The organism is Halomarinibacterium sedimenti, from assembly GCF_019312585.1.
GTDB lineage: Bacteria > Bacteroidota > Bacteroidia > Flavobacteriales > Flavobacteriaceae > Halomarinibacterium > Halomarinibacterium sedimenti.
Genome location: NZ_JAHWDP010000001.1, coordinates 870,833 through 888,564, shown reverse-complemented (window position 1 = coordinate 888,564; position 17,732 = coordinate 870,833). Strand labels below are relative to the sequence as shown.

Below are 17,732 nucleotides of genomic sequence, written 5' to 3'. Positions count from 1 at the left end.
CTCATCTTAATCTTTAGTAGAAACTCTGCTTTGGCTAAGTAATTAAAATTGAATAACAAATATCCGCATTTTCTTTTAACATTAAAATTCTTACAAGTCAAATTTTAAGTATTTTAAGCTTTATTTTTAATCTATATTTGCAACCTTAATTGCTAGGAAGAAGTTATTTATGAAGAATATTCGCAATTTTTGCATTATCGCGCACATTGATCACGGGAAGAGTACCCTTGCCGATAGGTTATTGGATGCCACTGGCTCTGTTACAGATAGAGAAAAACAAGATCAATTGTTGGATAGTATGGATTTGGAAAGAGAGCGTGGTATCACTATAAAAAGTCATGCCATACAAATGGATTATGTGTATGAAGGTGAAAAATATGTTTTAAATCTTATTGACACTCCTGGTCACGTCGATTTTTCTTACGAGGTTTCCCGTTCTATTGCGGCCTGTGAAGGTGCACTTTTAGTTGTAGATGCGGCACAAAGCATTCAAGCACAAACTATTTCTAATCTTTACTTGGCTTTAGAAAACGACCTGGAAATCATTCCTGTACTAAATAAAGTAGACCTTCCTTCGGCAAAGCCAGAGGAAGTAATTGACGATATTGTAGACCTTTTAGGATGTGACCCAGAAGAAGTGATTCCAGCGAGTGCGAAAACAGGAATTGGAATTGAAGAAATTTTAAAGGCTATTGTTGAACGTGTGCCTGCTCCCAAAGGAATTGCTGATGAACCTCTTCAAGCATTAATTTTTGATTCTGTTTATAACCCTTTTCGAGGGGTTGAAACTTATTTTAGAGTCTTGAATGGTGAAATTAAAAAGGGGCAACAAATAAAATTCATGGCTACGGGCAAATCTTATTTTGCCGATGAAGTTGGAACCTTACGTTTAAAGCAACAGCCTAAAGAAGTAGTAAAAACTGGAGATGTTGGTTATTTAATTACAGGAATTAAAGATGCCCGTGAAGTAAAAGTGGGTGATACTATTACCGATTCTAAAAATCCTACCACCAACATGATTGAAGGGTTTGAAGATGTAAAGCCCATGGTTTTTGCAGGAATCTACCCTGTAGATACTGAAGATTATGAAGAATTGAGAAGCTCTATGGAAAAGCTTCAGTTAAATGATGCCTCTTTAGTCTTTCAGCCTGAAAGTTCGGCAGCATTAGGGTTTGGTTTTCGATGTGGCTTTTTAGGAATGCTCCATCTTGAAATTATTCAAGAGCGCTTAGAGCGTGAGTTTGATATGACCGTTATCACAACGGTGCCAAACGTGTCCTATCACGCTTTTACGAATAAAGAACCCGATACCATCATTCTTGTTAATAATCCTAGTGATTTACCAGAACCATCTACACTAAACAGAGTTGAAGAACCTTACATTAAGGCAAGCATTATCACAAAATCTGATTTTGTTGGGTCCGTAATGTCATTGTGTATTGAAAAACGAGGGCAAATTACCAATCAAACTTATTTAACTCAAGATCGTGTAGAATTAAGTTTCGATATGCCTTTGGCCGAAATTGTATTCGATTTTTACGATCGATTAAAAACGGTTTCGAAAGGATATGCCTCTTTCGATTATGCTCCTATTGGGATGCGTGCCTCAAAATTAGTTAAGGTAGACGTATTACTAAATGCCAATGTCGTAGATGCACTTTCAGCATTGTTACACCAAGACAATGCCTACGATATTGGAAAAAAAATGTGCGAAAAATTACGCCAATTAATTCCACGACAGCAGTTTGATATTCCAATACAAGCCGCTATTGGTGCAAAAATTATTGCTCGTGAAACAGTAAAAGCGCTTCGAAAAGACGTTACCGCCAAATGTTATGGTGGAGATATTTCAAGAAAAAGAAAGCTACTTGAAAAACAGAAAAAAGGAAAGAAACGTATGCGCGCTGTAGGGAATGTTGAAATTCCTCAGGAAGCGTTTATGGCAGTGTTAAAATTGAATGACTAAAACGAACACCTCCATTTTATAATACATTAAAACTGAAGTTTATACGCTTCAGTTTTTTTTGTACCTTTTTCAGTATGAATAAAGTACTTTTCATTATTGGCTTTCTAATTCTATCTGAATCTACAGCCTTTTCTCAAAACCATACGCAAATCGACTTTGATTCGTTGTTGCAAAAAGCCAAAGTTTTTTATAAGACGAATCAAGATAGTGCTTTATACTACTCAGGTTTGGCCTATAAAAAAGCTTTAAAGCAGGGTGATGTTTCTGTTATAGGGCAAGCCATTGCTCAACATGCAACCTATTTAATTAGCAAAAAAAAGTATCAAGAAGCTGAAAAATTACTAAACCAAAACCTTCAGAATAAATCAAAAATTAACAAAATAGACTTAGGTATTACCTATGCTAATTTTGGATCCATAAACTCTCTTAAAGAACAAAGGGACATTGCTTTAGAAAACTATTTAATTGCTTTATACATTTTTGAGGAAATAGGCTCTCATGATTATCTTGCTAGAACCTATCTAAATGTTGGCATAATCTATGAAAATGAAGGAAAAAACAAACAAGCAGACTATTTTTATGATAAATCATTACACCACTCTAATTTTAATAATAATAGTTTGTCTGTGACCCATGAAGATGTAAAGCGTGGTGCAGAAGAAAATTATGAAACCAAGTTGAAAATTTGTTTTGAAGCATTAAAAAGTATAGAAAACCAAAGTGAATCAAGGCTTGCTTCGGTTATTTATCATGACTTAAGTAAAAATTATATTGATAATAAAAAATATCTTGAAGCTATTGAAATGGCAAAAAAAGCCATAGAGATAAAAAACAATATTGGTTATACCCAAAATTTAGATTTCTCCTATTTTATTTTGGGGAAATCTCAAATTAGGCTAAACATAAATGACGAAGGAATTAGAAATCTTTTAACGGCTATAAAACTTTCTGAAAAACGCTCTCTAAAACCATTAATGTATGAAATGCTCATTCTTGGGTATAAAAACAAAAGTGATTACAAGAATGCCTTCCTGTATGCTGAAACACTTTCAAAAATTAAAGATTCTATAGCTACTTTTCAAGAAAATGAACGCATCGCAGAAATTACCTCAAAATATCAAGTAGAAAAACAAACAAACGACATTTTAAGGCTTGAAAAGGCCAATCAAGAAACCGCACTTCTACTATCTCAACAAACAAGGAGAAGATGGCAATGGGCAACTTTATCTATTCTGTTTTTAATTATATCTCTATTTTTGGGGAGGAAGCTTGTGGCATATATTCAAAAAGTAAAGAATGTTGAATCTGAAAAAGCTGCTATTGAAAAAAAAGTGGAGGCAAAATACATTGCACTTAACAACAAAGCGAAGGTGTATATAAAGGATTTAGATTATATTAAGTCTGATGGTAATTATTTGGAATTTTATTCTAAGGAAAAAAAGGTTATTGATCGCAATAAGTTAAAAACTGTAGCCAATCAATTACCTCCAAATTTTGTGCAGACACATCGCTCCTTTATTGTAAATAAAAATGTCATTCAATCATTAAACGCAACCTCTCTAAGGCTTCAAAATGGGGTAGAAATTCCTGTATCTAGAACCTATAAGCAAAATCTTTCTTAAAGGAATCTGTTGTTCGTATCGTTTTTCCTGTAATTCATCACATTCTTTTTAAAGGAGGCTCTGTCACAAGTACATTTGGAGTGAATCATAAAATTAAATACTATGAAAATCTCAAAATTAATCTTGTTTCTTTTCTCTGTAACTGTTCTAGTTTCGTGTAGCAAAGATGATACAAATGAAGGCGCTGTTAATCCTTCCAGTTTTAATTTATTATTTGTTTCTAACAATGCAACCGGGGTGAGTTTTACGCCCACCTTTACTTGGGAAGAAAGTACAGGTCCTAATGGCGAATCTGTAACTTACGATTTATACATTCAAAAGGCAGATCAAGTTCCTAGCGGTTCATTGCCCACACAACTTCACAAAGGTGGAATAACCACAAATACTTATACCGTATCAAGCCCTCTTTTACCAACAACACAATACAAGTGGTATGTAAAAGCAAAAATTAGTGGTGGAGGGAATATAAACAGTAATAATGTTTTTTCTTTTATTACTGCAGACGCTCAAAATTTACCGCCTAATCCCTTTGATTTAGTATCACCTTTCGACAATGAAATGGATGTGCCTTCAGATCCAATATTGTCGTGGCAAGCTGCCACAGATCCAGAAAATGATCCTATAGTTTATGATGTCTACCTTGGAGAAAACGTTCCTGTAAGAATAGGTGCTGGTGTACAAGGAACAACACTTCCGGTGGGTTCGCTATTACCTAATACAACCTATTTTTGGTACGTACAGGCATTAGATACCGCTGGAAATGGTGTTAATTCATCTATTTTTTCATTCACTACAGATGATGGTTCTTCTGGCGGAAATGGAAATTATACCCTTATTTCTAGTAATGCAATAGCCAACCAAGTTGGTAGAAGAGGACATCAAATGATTAATTATAATGGAAAAATTTGGATAATTGGTGGTCTCGCAATAAATGATGATGGTAGCGGAGGAGAATATAACGATGTTTGGAATAGCAGCGACGGTGGTAATACATGGAGCTTAGTGAAAGAAAATACCGCTCCTCCCGAAGGTTTTACGCCTAGCGAAGAACACCAAGCGGTTGTTTTTAGAAATGAAATCTGGGTGCTCAACGGTAATGGTAGTACGGCTCATAAAAGTTCCGATGGAATTAATTGGGAATTTGTTCCTTATTCTGGAAATGTGAGCCAGGGCACACATTATGCGCCCAGACACCAGCATCAAGCAGTTGTATTTTACGATAGACTTTATGTTATTGGAGGAAGCGCCTCTGGGATATTAAAAAATGATGTATGGAGTACAAATGGAATTCCCGATGCCAATGGTGAAATTGAATGGATACTAGAAACAGATGATGCTGGCTTTTTACCTAGATATGGACATCAAGCCGTTGTTTTTAAAGATAAAATAATTCTTACTGGAGGCTCAACGGGTACTGAAAGAATGAATGATATTTGGTCCTCCGCCAATGGTGTTAATTGGACTTTAGTGTCTGCAACTGCACCCTTTTCTGAAAGAACTGAACACGTTATGGAAGTGCAAAGTGACGGAGATGTACTTTGGCTTTTTGGCGGAAATGGGATAGACCCAAATACTGGAATTAGTATTGATTCTCTAAATGATGCCTGGGTTACCGATGATGGCGAAACTTGGTTAGAACTAGAGCCACATATCTCCGACGATTCTGGATCTGGGGATTTTAAAGGTCGTCAAGAGTTTGATTGTATTGCAATTGATGGAGAAATAGTAATATATGGTGGTAAAAATGGCACATCGTTGCTAAACGATATTTGGTTCGTGCCTAATTTTTAAACATACTATTTCTTGAAAAATAACTCCAAGTGGTTCTAGTAGGATTGCTTGGGGTTATTAATTTTTAATTACCTCCACAGGTTGCCCCAGCTTCTTCAAGTCCTGATACATAAACGTCGTAATTGGTTCCCGTGTCATCTCCATTAACCGAAGCATTTCCATTACTTTCTCGGCAAACTTCAAATTCAAATGTTTCTGGAGAATTGCAAATAGTACAAGACCTAGAATCGTCTTTCTTACAAGAAACAAGCAAGGTAAAAAATACAAGTAGGGAAAATAGAAACCTCATAAGTCTTTTTTAAGAAACGCCTTTTTGTTAAGTTTATTTTTACCTTTTTGCAGCCTTTTGATTTCTTGCTACACTATTGAGTTCTTCAATATCTAATGGTTTTCCCAAATACACCAATTGGCTATCTTCATTAACTTCCATTTCTTTTGGGGTGTTTATAATTTCTAAAAACCCAGAGGGAAGTTTTAAAAACAACGCCACAGTATTGTTCTCTTTTTCAATAATAGAAAGCAATTTCAAAAATTGTTCTTTCGACTGTAGAGGAACCTCCTGGATAGACGGGTACACCCTTGCAACTTCTTCAAGCATGGTAAAATCATGTGTATTTGAAAAAAGCTCTTTGGAATCCCTTTCTTCAACACCCTGAAGTTTTTCTTCTGCGGATAGGAGTCTAAAAATTCCTGTTTCACCAAATATTTTACCAAAACGATTAATGGCTTGTTTATTTACCTCTTCACTACCTGTAAGTGCCAGTAAATATCCAACATCACTCAATTCGATATCCGAGGCAAGATCAGCTGCATAAATATTGGCATTAAAAGCTTCCAAACCCAACTCCTGAGCCTGAGCTATGTTAGATTGATTTGAATCTACTAAAACCACATGACGACCATTATTTTGAAGATAATTTGCAATAAGCCTCGATACCTTTGACGCTCCTACGATTAAAACTCCTTCCGAAGTTTTTAAAAACACACCAACAACCGAAGCAAAAAACCTTGCAGTGGTTGCATTCAACAAAACAGTAACTAAAACGACTGCAAACACCAACGGTGTAATATACTCTGCTCCTGGGAACCCTCTTAAAGCTAATTTTGTTCCAAACAGCGAAGCAATCCCAGCAGCTACAATTCCACGAGGGCCTACCCAACTAATAAATAGTTTTTCATTTAACTTCAATGAAGAATTTATAGTACTTGCAAAAACGGAAATCGGTCTTAAAATAAATATGACCACTGCCAAAAGGATGGCCGTGTTCCAGTTATATATTAACAGCAAATCGTCAATAGAAATATTCGCTGCCAATAAAATGAATAAAATAGAAATTAATAAAACGCTTAAAGATTCTTTAAAATAGAGTAACTCTTTTAAGTTTGGAAGGTCGCTATTACCTAAAAACATTCCCATCACAACAACCGATAATAAGCCAGACTCATGTGCAAAAACATCACTTTCTACAAATATGAGTAACACAACAGATAGTGCTACAACATTAAGTAAATAGTGAGGAATCCATTTTCTTTTTATGGCAAAATAAAGAGCATAACCTCCCGAAATTCCGAAGGAGAATCCAATAAGAATAATCTTGCCAAACTCTATTAATGCTTGTTTAGAATAGCCTGCATCTCCTTCAATACTAATAAATTCAAAAATTAAAACGGCTACTAAAGCTCCTATGGGATCTATTAAGATTCCTTCCCACTTTAATACGGCAGAAACATCTTTCTTTAACGGAATATTTCTCAAAATGGGCGAAATAACCGTTGGTCCGGTAACAATAATTAATGCCGAAAACAAGAATGAAATTCGCCAGTTAAGTCCAAAAATGTAGTGCGCAGCTACTCCTGCACCAAAAAAAGTAACCGCAGCTCCAAGACTAATAAGTTTTCCTATTACTGGACCCACTTTAGATAACTCCCCTCTTTTTAAAGTTAGCCCGCCTTCAAATAAAATAATTCCAATGGCTAATGAGACAAAAGAAAATAGATTATCCCCAGGAAATAGTCCCCGATTCCCATCCCAAATGGGTTGTATCCAAGATTGACCATTTTGAGTTATTAAAGTGGCAATAGGACCAACTAATAAGCCTATAAGAATTAAGGGAAGTATAGCAGGAATCTTAAATTTCCAAGCAAACCATTGTGCTAAAATTCCAAGAATAATGATACCCGCTAATTCAATCATAAATATTTTTTAATTTTCTAAAAATAGGAAGAAACTAATTACAGTCCCAAACTATTTATTACAATTACCAAATTATTGCCTTTTAACTCCAAAAAAATGATACTTTTTAAAAAAACGGGAATAATATGCTCGTTTTTGTTAAATTCTTCAAAATTAGTGGCTACACCCATATTTAAAATGTATCAGTTTTGCTAATTTGCGCTTCCTATGAAATTAATTCCAATTGAAGCTGGAAATTTTAAGCTTGACGGCGGTGCCATGTTTGGCGTTGTTCCAAAATCTCTTTGGTCTAAAACTAATCCAGCCGATAGTAATAATATGATTGATATTGCGGCTCGATGCCTCCTCATTGAAAATGGCAATCGGCTTACCCTTATTGATAATGGTATGGGAAATAAGCAAAGCGATAAGTTTTTTGGCTATTACTACCCTTGGGGTGATTACAATTTGGATGATTCTTTAAAAAATGCTGGGTATCATAAAGATGATATTACAGATGTTTTTTTAACACACCTTCATTTTGATCATTGCGGAGGTAGTATTCAATGGAATAAAAACCGAACTGGTTACGAGCCCGCATTTAAAAAAGCAAAATATTGGAGCAACCTGCGACATTGGAAATGGGCCACAGAACCCAATAGAAGAGAACAAGCTTCATTTTTAAAAGAAAACATTCTTCCCATGGAAGAAAGTGGGCAACTGCATTTCGTAAAAGACCCTGTTCAAGATTTTTCTGAAGCAAAGGAACTGGATTTCGGCATCTTTTTTGCCGATGGCCATACCGAAAAACAAATGATTCCTCATATCCAATATAAAGAAAAAACGATCGTTTTTATGGCAGACTTGTTGCCCACTGCAGGGCATCTACCACTTCCCTTTGTAATGGGATATGACACTAGACCTTTGTTAACTATGCCAGAAAAAGAAAAATTTCTGAATGCGGCAGCAGATAATAAGTACTACCTATTTTTAGAGCATGATGCTCACAATCAAATAATCACCGTAAAACATACCGAAAAAGGGGTTCGCCTTGATCAGGTTTTTACTTTTAACGAACTATTTAATTAATTTATAAACAGATGAACATTTTTAAAATTTCTTTACTTACTATAGCTTCAGCTACAATACTTTCTTCTTGCGGAGGTGGTGTTGCCCCTATAGTTTCAACCCCAATTGCAAACATTGATAACTTGCCATTAAAAGCTGCTCCACTTACCGAAGCAGAAACAAAAACTTGGGGTGCTGCAGACTTGTTAAGCGATACCATTCCTGGAATGAGTGTCGACAAAGCTTATACTGAAATTCTTAAAGGAAGAAAAAATAGTAAAGTACTTGTGGCTGTCATTGACAGTGGAATTGATGTTGAACACGAAGACCTAAAAGATGTTATTTGGGTTAATGATGATGAAATTGCTGGCAATGGAATTGATGACGATAAAAACGGATATGTAGACGATATCCACGGATGGAATTTTCTTGGAAATATCGTGGAAGAGAACATGGAATATGTTCGTTACATTAAAAAATTAGAACCAAAATTTAAAGGTAAATCTGAAGCTTCCATAAGTGCAGCAGATCGGCCAGATTATGAAGTATATAAAAGAGCAAAAGCGGAATACGAAAAAGAATTTGGAGAAACGCAAGCAAACAAAGCACGCTATGAGCAAATTCTTGGACAAGTAGCTCCTGCTCACGATGCTATTTCAAAAAAATTAGGAAAAGAAGATTATACTGTTACCGATTTAAATGGTATTGCAAGTCCAACGGAAACGGAGCAACAACAAATAGGAATGCTTACTCAAATGTTGAGTTTTGGAGATTCGGTTCCTGAAGTATTAAAACAGCTTAATGATGGAATCGAGTATTTCGATGGCCGTTTAAAAAGTCATTTTAATATGGATAAAAACTTCAGAAGTGAAAAACTTGGTGACGACCCTGATGACTTTTCATCAAAATATTATGGAAACAATGATGTGGACGGTCCTGATCCTAAAAAAGAGGATGCCCGCCACGGGACACACGTAGCTGGAATAATTGCTGCAAAAAGAGGAAATGGTATTGGAATGGACGGTGTTGCAAACAATGTTGAAATTATGGTTGTTCGTGCTGTACCAGATGGGGACGAGTATGATAAAGACATCGCATTGGCCATTCGTTATGCAGTAGATAATGGTGCAAAAGTAATAAACACTAGTTTCGGAAAATACTATTCGCCACGCCCAGAATGGGTTTGGGATGCTATTAAATATGCTTCAGATAAAGATGTGCTAATTGTGAATGCCGCAGGAAATGAAGGATTCGATTTAGATAAAATTCAAGTGTATCCAAACGATCAAAAGGTAGGAGAAACTTCAGAAATGGGGGACACATTTATCACCATTGGAGCATTAAACTATAAGTATGGAAGCGAGTTAGTTGCCAATTTTTCAAACTATGGAAAGAGTAATGTGGATGTATTTGCACCTGGTGTAAAAATTTGGTCCACTACCCCTTTAAACACTTATGAATATTTACAAGGAACCTCAATGGCTGCTCCAGCTGTGGCAGGTGTTGCCGCTATGATTCGTTCGTACTATCCTTCACTTTCTGCTAAACAAGTAAAGCAAATATTAATGGATAGTGGTTTGAGCTCAACTGCAACTGTAATTTTAGGAGGTGACCAATCTAACCAAGATAAATTTGGAAATATTTCGGCATCTGGAAAAATGGTGAATTTGTATAATGCCTTAATTATGGCAGATAAAATGTCACGATAATGAAGTTTTTTAAAGCATTTTGGGCACTACTACTAGTTGTTTCGGTAACTGCTCAAAATAATACCTCTTACTGGCAACAAAAAGTGAATTATAAAATGTCCATTGATATGGACGTAACCAATTGGCAATATAAAGGAACTCAGGAATTGGTGTACACCAACAATTCTCCTGATACATTGTCCAAAGTTTTTTATCATTTGCATTTTAATGCCTTTCAACCCGGTAGTGAAATGGATGTGCGTTCGATGACAATTTCGGATGCAGACCCACGTGTAGCCGATAGAATTTCAAAATTATCGCCTTCAGAAATTGGATTCATAAAACCTTTAAAGCTAACACAAGATGGAGTAGCGCTTTCTTACGAGGTCGTTGGAACCATCCTTGAAGTGGCTTTAAACCAGCCTATTTTGCCTGGACAAAACACCACTTTTTATATGGAATGGGACGCACAAGTTCCGATTCAAATTAGAAGAAGCGGAAGAAACAATGAAGAAGGAGTGGCACTATCCATGACACAATGGTACCCTAAATTAGCCGAATACGATTTTCAAGGGTGGCATGCAGATCCTTACATTGGACGTGAATTCCATGGAGTTTGGGGTGATTTTGAGGTAATGCTTACCATCGACGAGAAATACGTCGTGGGAGGAACAGGCTATCTTCAAGGAGAGCCTTCAGTAAAAAAGAAAAAGAAAATTTGGCACTTTGTGGCGCCCAATGTGCACGATTTTACGTGGGCCGCGGATCCAGATTATATCCACGATATCTATCCTGGACCTAACGGAGTTGTTCTAAACTTTTATTATAAAAATAACCCCGATATTCTTGAAAACTGGAAAAACCTTCAGCCAAAAACAGCTGAGCTAATGGCTTACTTTAATGAACATATTGGGCCTTATCCTTATAAGCAATATTCTGTCATTCAAGGGGGTGACGGTGGTATGGAATATGCCATGTGTACCCTTATCACAGGACATCGAAAGTTTGAAAGCTTGGTGGGTGTAACGGCTCACGAGTTGGCACATTCTTGGTTTCAGTTTTTGCTAGCCACAAACGAGAGTTTACACGAATGGATGGACGAAGGTTTTACCTCCTATATTTCAGCTTTAGCTGAAAATGAAGTGTTACATGAAAACAACCCGAATCCTGTGGCAGGCTCGTATCGTGGGTATCGTTATTTAGCCACAAGCGGACAAGAACAACCATTAACAACGCATGCAGATCGTTACGCGTCTAACCGTAGTTATGGCATTGCTGCGTATAGCAAAGGAGCTGTTTTTATGGCACAATTAGGGTATGTAATTGGTCAAAAAAACCTAGAAAAAACCATTAAAAGGTATTATAAAGAATGGGCATTTAAACATCCTACGCCTAACGATTTTATTCGTGTAGCTGAAAAAGTATCTGGGTTTGAGTTAGATTGGTACTTACAGGATTTTGCCCAAACTACTAATACCATTGATTACGCCATTAAAGACGTTACAGAAGAGGCTGGTAAAACGAAAGTAACCTTAGAGCGAATTGGTTTAATGCCAATGCCTATTGACTTATATGTAACCTACGAAGATGGGACTCAGGAATCTTTTTATATCCCGCTGCAAATGATGCGTGGTGAAAAAGACAACCCATATCCTACTTTTAAAAGAACTGTTTTAAAAGATTGGGCATGGGCGTATACTACCTATTCCTTTGAAATTGCCAACGGAAAGAAAGTGAAAAACATGATGATAGATGCTTCTTTATTGATGGCGGATATTGATATGGAAAACAACCTATACGGAGAGCAATAAATTTCATTTTTATAAAAATTAAAAAAAAGGCCTTTCAGAAATCATTTTGAAAGGCCTTTTTTTATAAACAAATTAGAATTAAAACAATCAAGGTAATGATTATAGCGGCTAATGAATATATTTTATAAAATTTTTGATAATCATTTTCAGAATTCTTCTCCATTAAAATATTTTACTTTAACAATTTAATCTTTCCTAAATTTACTTCATGAGTTTTAAGTTTCCAAAAGAAGAAAAATTAAAAAGCCGCAAGTTAATTGATCAACTATTTGCCGAAGGCAAATCGGTGAAAAAATTTCCCGTCAAATTAGTGTATTTAGAAGTAGAAGCCCTAGAAAAAACTCAGGCTGCGTTCGCAGTGCCCAAACGAAGTTTTAAACTTGCCGTTTCTAGAAATCGCATTAAAAGACAAATGCGCGAAGCTTACCGAATTCATAAATCCTTGTTAACCAACAATAACGGCAAGAAATTTGCGATATTAGTTATGTACATTGGTAAAGATAGGCCAACATACAATCAATTAGACAACTCAATTCAGTTATTACTTAAACAACTAACATTATGAAAATTTTCAGTCTTTTTCTTTTAGGTCTTGCCTTGGCCTGTGGCGGAGGTGGCAATAGTGATTATAGTCTATCCAAATCGGAATCTTCTGTGGCGGCAGATTACGAATATATTGAGGAACCAGTCTCGGAATTAAAAGTAGCAGATGAAGGTTCAATAGAAACTGTGGAGGTTCAAGAGCAAAAAATCATTAAAACAGCCAATCTTCGTTTTGAAGCTTCCAATCCCGAAGAAACCCACAAAAACATCTTGGCTCTAACCCAACAATACAAAGGGTTTATCCAAAGTGATAATGCCGGTAAAAACTACAATCAGTTATACCGAAATATGGTGGTGCGCATTCCCACAGAGAATTTTCAACTCTACATAGATGCTATTTCCCAAGGGGTTCCGTATTTCGACCAAAAAGATATTTCCCGTCAGGATGTTTCGGAAGAATTTGTGGATCTCGAAGCTCGCTTAAAAGCAAAGCGAGAATTGGAAACACGGTATTTAGAATTACTGAAACAAGCCAAAAACGTAAAAGAAATGCTGGAAATTGAACGTGAGTTATCTAATATTCGCGAAGAAATTGAAGCCAAACAAGGACGTTTAAATTACCTTCAGAATAAAGTTTCTTTAAGTACGGTAAATATTGAATTTTACAAACAAACCGCCGAAACAGGGGTGACGCTTTCCTATGGACAAAAAATCGTGAATGCCCTCAAAGGAGGATGGGACGGGATTTCGGTATTCTTCCTTGGGTTGTTGTATTTATGGCCTTTGTTCGTCATAGCATTAATTGTTATCTTGGTGCTTCGAAGATATTTGAAGCGAAGCAAGAAAAAGGCTTCAGAAAATAAAAGCTAGAAACTCATGAAAAAGAAAATTGTCATTCCTATTCTCGCATTAGGAATCCTCATAACTACAGCCAGTTTTAAAAACGATTTTTTTGAAATTGCGAAGCAAATAGAGATATTCACCACGCTTTATAAAGAGCTGAATATGAATTATGTGGATGAAACCACGCCTGCCATGTTAATGGACAAAGCTATAAATGGCATGCTGGCAGACCTAGATCCCTACACCGTGTATTGGAACGAACAAGAAGTGGAGGACGCCCGTATAAAAAATTCTGGAACCTACACAGGAATTGGTGCGACAGTACAAACACAAAAAGAAAAGATTATTATTACCGAGCCCTTTGAAGGATATCCTGCAGACAAAGCAGGTTTAAAAGCGGGCGATGAAATCGTTAAAATTGGGAATATCACACTTTCTGATTTTGAAGATGACGCTGGCGAATTACTAAAAGGGGTTGCAGGATCTGAAGTACAACTTACTTTTAAAAGACAAGGAAAGACGCAAACAACTACCCTAAAGCGGGAAAAAGTGGATGTAAAAGCGGTGCCGTATTATAATCTTATTAACAATGATATTGGATATATTGTTCTTCGTGCTTTTAACCAAAAAACAACGATAGAAACGAAGGCCGCGCTGGAAGATTTAAAGTCCCAAGGCGCAACTAAAATCATTCTCGATTTGCGTGGTAATCCTGGAGGCTTACTAAACGAAGCTATTAGTATTGTTAACCTATTTGTTCCAAAAGGGGAGGTAATTACAACAACTAAATCTGTGATTGAAAAATACAACAAAACTTATAAAACCACTAAAGATCCAATAGATACAGAAATTCCTTTGGTGGTATTGGTTAATGGTCGTAGTGCTTCGGCAAGTGAAATTGTATCGGGTGGATTACAAGATTTGGATAGGGCTGTTATTATTGGTGCACGTAGTTTTGGAAAAGGATTGGTTCAGCGTCCTAAAAAGTTAACCTATGGCACCCAATTAAAAGTAACCATTTCTCGATACTACACACCAAGCGGTAGATGTATTCAGGCTTTGGATTACTGGAATCGTGATGAAAATGGGGATCCTATTCGATTAGATCCTAAAAATTATAATACCTTCAAAACAAAAGGCGGCAGAACGGTGTACGATGGTGGTGGAATTTTGCCAGATATAGAATTGGAATCTTCAAAGTTTAGCCCCATTACAACGGCTTTATTGAAGGATAATGCCATTTTTGATTACGCTACCGAATACTATTACACTCATCAACTTACCGATTGGAAAGGTTTTGAATTTTCTGAAACAGATTTTCAGAATTTTCTTCAATTTCTAAAAAAGAAAAACTTTAGTTACGAAACCGAAACCGAAAAGAAATTTGCTGAAGCCCTTCGTCGAGCTGAAGACGATGAGCTTAAGGACGGTATTCAATCTAGTTATAATGTGCTAATGGCATCCATTGAAGCTGCAAAACAAAAAGACCTTGTCGCTAAAAAAGTAGAAATAAAATCATTGTTAAACGATGAAATTTTAAAAAGATATTTCTACGCAAAGGGCTTGTACGATTATCAAATTCAGCACAATCCTGAAGTTTTGGAAGCCGTGTCAGTTTTAAATGATGCTAATAAATACAACCGAATTCTTAAATAACATTGGACGCTTTTTTACATTTTTTTGAAGTGATGCCAGTGTGGCAAAAAGCTGGATGGATTGTTTTTTGCATCGCTCTTTTTTGGATTTTAGAAGGCTATTATAGTAGGTTTCATTTAAAGTATAAAAAGTGGAAACACGCCAAAGTAAACTTTGGCCTGTTAGGATTTGTTATGGTTATAAATGTATTCTTTGGAGCAGCAACGACAGGTGTGTTTGTTTGGCTTCAAGAGTCTAGTTTTGGGGTATTACAATTATTTGAATCCCCTGTTTGGGTTAAGCTAGTACTGTCTTTAATGGTCTTAGATTTAATAGCTCAATACGGGGTCCATTACTTTCTTCATAAAGTAACATGGATGTGGCGATTACATTTAGTGCACCACACCGATAAAAATGTAGACGTAACCACAGGGACTAGGCACCATCCTCTAGACTTTGTCCTTCGAGAACTATTTGCCTTGCTTGCGGTGGTTATTATGGGAATGCCTATCTCTTACTATTTTTTCTACAGAATTTTAAGCGTTCTTTTTACCTATTGGACTCATGCCAACCTTAACCTTCCCTTTTGGCTAGATAAAGGATTAAGTTATGTTATTGTAACCCCAAATATGCATAAGTTTCATCATCATTTTCAGCTTCCTTGGACCGATAGAAACTATGGAAATATGCTTTCTATTTGGGATAGGATTTTTGGAACTTTTGTTTACGACGATCCTAATAAAATTGTTTATGGGGTTGATATTGCGGACCATACTAACGATGAAAGTCTACTAGTCCAGTTAAATATTCCATTCAATAAAACTGTGAAAAGCAAGAAATCTTAATTTCTTCATTTCCAAATATTAACACAAGTTTAATTGTATTTCTGCTTAAATTTTTGTATCATGACGCTATATGGTACAATTAGATAAAAAAGAAAATGAAGAGGTATTATTGGACACGGTTCAATATCTCGAAAAAAGAGGATTCGAAAACATTCAAGCCGATGTTGAGGGTTATGAATCTCCAAAGTCTTACACTAAAGTGGGTAGTGATATTAGTATAACTCCAGACCTTGTTGCTGAACGTGAAGGGGTAAAACATTACTTTGAGGTAAGTCTTAAAAGCGCCGAGCCTAATTTATTAAAATCTAAATGGCGATTTCTAGATGTACTTACCCGAATGAAAAACCACAGATTTAAAATAGTAACACGTCGTGGGCATTATAAATTTACAGATGACATGTTAAGAGATTTAAATCTTGATAAAGACCCAATAAAAATTTAATTTTCGATATTTTCTCCGTGTTGAGAGGCGTCTAAACCACGATATTCTTGATCCTCTCTTACTCTCATAGATAACAACATATCGGTAAGTTTATATAATAAATAACTCCCTATAAATGTGAATGCGCCTACAATTACCAGCGCAAGCATGTGATATAAAAAGGTCGTGGTTTCCCCATAGATAAGCCCAACATCTTTTGCTAGTACTCCTGTAAGTATCATTCCTACAATTCCACCTACACCATGGCTGGGAAAAACATCCAGTGTATCGTCGATTTCAGATTTTTTGTTTAGTCGAATGGCAAAATTGCTTACAATTGCAGCAACAAAACCAATAAAAATACTCTGTCCTAGTGTTACAAATCCTGCTGCAGGAGTAATCGCTACCAATCCAACAATGGCACCTATACAAGCGCCTAAAGAGGACATTTTCCTATTCTGAAATCTATCTAAAAATATCCAAGTTATCATACTAGCTGCAGATGCCAAATTGGTGTTTGCAAAAGCAATAACAGCATCCGTATTAGCGCCCAATGCAGATCCAGCATTAAACCCAAACCATCCAAACCACAACAATCCTGTTCCTAAAATTACAAAAGGAATATTGGCGGGTCGTTCAATTTGTTCTTTCCTTTTTCCAAGATATAGTGCTCCCGCAAGTGCTGCTATTCCAGCAGACATATGCACAACAGTTCCTCCTGCAAAATCGAGCACACCCCAATTTCGCAATAACCCATCTGGGTGCCATGTCATATGGGCTAAGGGGGAATAAATAAACAATGAAAAAAGAACCATATAAAGAATATAGCTTCTAAAACGAATCCTTTCGGCAAAGCTTCCTGTAATAAGCGCTGGTGTAATGATTGCAAATTTTAATTGAAACAAAGCAAATAACAAAAAGGGGATAGTCCCTGAAAAATCTGGATTTGGTGATATTGAAACATTATTAAAAGCAAAGTAGGTTAAAGGGTTTCCTATAATTCCATAATAGCTTTCTCCAAATGCCAAACTAAAACCGACAACAACCCAAAGAATACTAATTACTCCCAAGGCCACAAAACTTTGTAACATAGTTGAAATGATACTTTTTTTGGAAACCATTCCACCGTAGAAAAAAGCTAATCCTGGGGTCATTAATAATACAAATGCACTTGCGACCAACATCCACGCGGTATCACCCGTGTCAATATTTCCAGTATTCTCTATAAATTGATACTCTGTCCCTAATAAAAGACATAGTAAAACCAATAATGAAAGCATTAAAAAGTTTACTTTTCTACCCATACCCCCTATAAATTTAAATTTT

General features: G+C 36.1%; 14 protein-coding genes. 11 read left to right on the top strand and 3 right to left on the bottom strand.

Going from position 1 to position 17,732, the window contains the following annotated elements; genetic code table 11:
- Positions 1–169 precede the first annotated feature (169 nt).
- The 3 genes from lepA to KXJ69_RS04210 all read left to right on the top strand — a co-directional run bounded on the left by lepA (position 170) and on the right by KXJ69_RS04210 (position 5,379).
- Positions 170–1,966 carry a translation elongation factor 4 gene (lepA, locus tag KXJ69_RS04220; RefSeq protein ID WP_219051596.1) on the top strand — a complete coding sequence of 599 codons (1,797 nt, stop codon included), beginning with the start codon at positions 170–172 and terminating at the stop codon, positions 1,964–1,966.
- Positions 1,967–2,040: 74 nt separating this feature from the next.
- Positions 2,041–3,588, top strand: a complete 1,548-nt coding sequence (locus KXJ69_RS04215) for a LytTR family transcriptional regulator (protein WP_219051594.1) — start codon at positions 2,041–2,043, stop codon at positions 3,586–3,588.
- 102 nt (positions 3,589–3,690) lie between these two features.
- The gene (locus tag KXJ69_RS04210) at positions 3,691–5,379 is read left to right on the top strand and encodes an Ig-like domain-containing domain (protein WP_219051592.1); all 1,689 of its coding nucleotides are present in this window, start codon (positions 3,691–3,693) and stop codon (positions 5,377–5,379) included.
- A gap of 64 nt (positions 5,380–5,443) precedes the next feature.
- On the opposite strand, the gene KXJ69_RS04205 is transcribed toward KXJ69_RS04210, so the two are convergent.
- Complete coding sequence (locus KXJ69_RS04205) at positions 5,444–5,668, bottom strand: hypothetical protein (protein ID WP_219051590.1); 225 nt, start codon at positions 5,666–5,668, stop codon at positions 5,444–5,446.
- A gap of 39 nt (positions 5,669–5,707) precedes the next feature.
- Positions 5,708–7,573 (bottom strand): cation:proton antiporter, encoded by a 1,866-nt coding sequence (locus KXJ69_RS04200; protein ID WP_219051588.1) that lies wholly within the window; start codon positions 7,571–7,573, stop codon positions 5,708–5,710.
- Positions 7,574–7,780: 207 nt separating this feature from the next.
- Here KXJ69_RS04200 and KXJ69_RS04195 point away from each other — a divergent pair, with 207 nt between their 5' ends.
- The 8 genes from KXJ69_RS04195 (at position 7,781) to KXJ69_RS04160 (ending at position 16,427) form a co-directional block, all read left to right on the top strand.
- Entirely contained in the window at positions 7,781–8,641 is an 861-nt protein-coding gene (locus tag KXJ69_RS04195) for an MBL fold metallo-hydrolase (RefSeq protein WP_219051586.1), read from the top strand.
- 11 nt (positions 8,642–8,652) lie between these two features.
- Positions 8,653–10,329: a S8 family peptidase gene (locus KXJ69_RS04190; RefSeq protein WP_219051584.1), complete on the top strand. Its 1,677-nt coding sequence runs from the start codon at positions 8,653–8,655 to the stop codon at positions 10,327–10,329.
- Entirely contained in the window at positions 10,329–12,119 is a 1,791-nt protein-coding gene (locus KXJ69_RS04185; RefSeq protein WP_219051582.1) for a M1 family metallopeptidase, read from the top strand. The genes KXJ69_RS04190 and KXJ69_RS04185 overlap by 1 nt, the downstream gene beginning before the upstream one ends.
- Before the next feature lie 208 nt (positions 12,120–12,327).
- Positions 12,328–12,684 carry a ribonuclease P protein component gene (gene rnpA, locus KXJ69_RS04180; RefSeq protein ID WP_219051580.1) on the top strand — a complete coding sequence of 119 codons (357 nt, stop codon included), beginning with the start codon at positions 12,328–12,330 and terminating at the stop codon, positions 12,682–12,684.
- Positions 12,681–13,532: a DUF4349 domain-containing protein gene (locus tag KXJ69_RS04175; RefSeq protein ID WP_219051578.1), complete on the top strand. Its 852-nt coding sequence runs from the start codon at positions 12,681–12,683 to the stop codon at positions 13,530–13,532. Before rnpA ends, KXJ69_RS04175 begins: the two co-directional genes overlap by 4 nt.
- A gap of 6 nt (positions 13,533–13,538) precedes the next feature.
- The gene (locus KXJ69_RS04170; protein ID WP_219051576.1) at positions 13,539–15,161 is read left to right on the top strand and encodes a S41 family peptidase; all 1,623 of its coding nucleotides are present in this window, start codon (positions 13,539–13,541) and stop codon (positions 15,159–15,161) included.
- A gap of 2 nt (positions 15,162–15,163) precedes the next feature.
- Positions 15,164–15,985, top strand: coding sequence for a sterol desaturase family protein (locus KXJ69_RS04165; RefSeq protein WP_219051574.1), 822 nt, complete (start codon positions 15,164–15,166; stop codon positions 15,983–15,985).
- A gap of 70 nt (positions 15,986–16,055) precedes the next feature.
- On the top strand, positions 16,056–16,427 hold the full coding sequence (locus KXJ69_RS04160) for a hypothetical protein (protein ID WP_219051572.1): 372 nt from the start codon (positions 16,056–16,058) through the stop codon (positions 16,425–16,427).
- On the opposite strand, the gene KXJ69_RS04155 is transcribed toward KXJ69_RS04160, so the two are convergent.
- Positions 16,424–17,710, bottom strand: a complete 1,287-nt coding sequence (locus tag KXJ69_RS04155; RefSeq protein WP_219051570.1) for an ammonium transporter — start codon at positions 17,708–17,710, stop codon at positions 16,424–16,426. The two genes, KXJ69_RS04160 and KXJ69_RS04155, sit on opposite strands and share 4 nt — an antisense overlap.
- Positions 17,711–17,732: the final 22 nt, after the last annotated feature.